At 73.8% G+C, this 1,869-nt stretch carries 2 protein-coding genes; one reads left to right on the top strand and one right to left on the bottom strand.

The annotated features are described in order from the left end of the window. Nucleotides 1-1,347 (bottom strand): ATP-dependent helicase (locus KS423_RS44645; protein WP_374120178.1); only part of this gene is annotated, 1,347 nt, incomplete at its 3' end. A 164-nt stretch (nt 1,348-1,511) separates the two neighbouring features. Between KS423_RS44645 and KS423_RS44640 the strand changes: the two genes are divergently transcribed. After that, complete coding sequence (locus KS423_RS44640; protein ID WP_224285395.1) at nt 1,512-1,769, top strand: mycoredoxin; 258 nt, start codon at nt 1,512-1,514, stop codon at nt 1,767-1,769. Nucleotides 1,770-1,869: the final 100 nt, after the last annotated feature.

The following is a 1,869-nucleotide window of genomic DNA, read 5'->3' as shown; positions in this document are numbered from 1 at the left end:
GGCCAGGTCGGGGGCGCCGTCGGTGAGCGGGTCGGAGGCGGCCCGGGCGGCGCCGCGCAGCAGCACGCCGGCGTCCCTGACCTCGGGGCGCTCGAAGAACCGCTCCGCGCCCTTGAGCTGGTACGGGACGCCGAGGTCGGCGAGGGCCTGCTCGTAGACCTCGGACTGGCCGTTGGTGCGGAACAGCACCGCGATCTCGCTGGCGCGCACCCCGGCGGCGAGCAGCTCCTTGATCCGGCGGGCGGTGGTCTCGGCCTCGGTGGGCTCGTCCTCGTACTCGGTGTAGACCGGCTCGGGGCCGGCCTCGCGCTGGGAGACGAGCTCCAGGCGGTGCCGGGCGGCCTCGCCGCGGGCCTGGGCGAGCAGTCCGTTGGCGAGGTGGACGACCTGGGGGGTGGAGCGGTAGTCACGGACGAGCTTGACCACCGTCGCCCCGGGGTGCCGGCCGCGGAAGTTCAGCAGGTAGTCGGGGGTGGCGCCGGTGAAGGAGTAGATGGTCTGGCTGGCGTCGCCGACGACGCAGAGGCTGGCGCCGCCGTCGGGGCCGGTCCACTGGTCGAGCAGGCGCTGCTGGAGCGGGGAGACGTCCTGGTACTCGTCGACGGTGAAGTGCCGGTACTGGGAGCGGACCTGGTCGGCGATGTCCGGGCGGTCCTCCAGGATCGCGGCGGTGAGCAGCAGGACGTCCTCGAAGTCGATGGTGCCGCGGCGGCTCTTGGTCTCCTCGTAGACGCGGTAGACCTGGGCCGTCTCGGCCGGGTCGCGGGGGACCTCCCGGCCGGACTTGGCGACGGCCGCGGGGTAGTCCTCGGGGGCGGTCTGGGTGACCTTGGCCCATTCGATCTCGGCGGTGAGGTCGCGCAGTTCGGTGCGCTGGACGCGCAGGCCGCAGCGGCCGGCCGCCTCGGCGACCAACTGGACCTTGCGCTCCAGGAGCTGGGGGACGGGGCCGCCGACGGCGCGCGGCCAGAAGTACTGGAGCTGGCGCAGCGCGGCGGCGTGGAAGGTGCGGGCCTGGACGCCGTCGGCGCCGAGCTGGCGCAGCCGGCCGCGCATCTCGCCGGCCGCGCGGGCGGTGAAGGTGACGGCGAGGACCTGCTGGGGGTGGTAGACCCCGCTGCGCACGCCGTAGGCGATCCGATGGGTGATGGCGCGGGTCTTGCCGGTGCCGGCGCCGGCGAGGACGCAGACGGGGCCGTGCAGGGCGGTGGCGACGGCGCGCTGCTCGGGGTCGAGCCCGGCGAGCACGGCGTCCGGGCCCGTGGCGGCGCCGGGGTCGGCCCAGGGGGAGCCGTGGGGGCCGTCGTACGGGCTGCCGCTCAAGAGGTCTTCCTGCATGCGTTCCATCCTCTCAGCCCGGTGGGACAACCCGGGCGGGGTTGTCCACAGGCCCGGTGTGATCGCAGGATGATCGCTCCGCATGACGGTCGACGGCGTGCCGGAATGTCCTCCGCCCGGTGGACGTTCCTGCCGGAGACCGTACGCACCTCTCTTCCCAAGGAGCCTCCTCGATGTCCGGCACCGTGACGATGTACAGCACGACCTGGTGTGGGTACTGCAACCGACTCAAGAGCCAGCTGGAGCGTGAAGGCATCGGCTACACCGAGATCAACATCGAGGAGGACCCGGCGTCGGCGTCCTTCGTCGAGTCGGTGAACAACGGCAACCAGACCGTCCCGACGGTGCTGGTGACGCCGGCCGGCGGCGGCGAGCAGGTCGTGATGACCAACCCGAGCCTGCTGCAGGTCAAGAAGGCCCTGGCGGCCTGAGTCCGCCCGGTCCGAGCCGCCGGGCCGGCGCGCGTCACGGCGCGTCGGCCCGGGCCGGGTCGACGGGCGTGGCGGGGGCGGGCAGGGTGGTGCGGGCGCC

This window comes from Streptomyces sp. LS1784 (genome assembly GCF_020103755.1).
GTDB lineage: Bacteria > Actinomycetota > Actinomycetes > Streptomycetales > Streptomycetaceae > Kitasatospora.
Note: the sequence above shows the minus strand (reverse complement) of the source record. Positions and strands in the feature narration are given on the sequence as shown.

Bases quoted from the DNA above. Each gene is read 5' to 3' on its own strand.
- KS423_RS44640 (WP_224285395.1), top strand. From the start codon at position 1,512: ATGTCCGGCACCGTGACGATGTACAGCACGACCTGGTGTGGGTACTGC.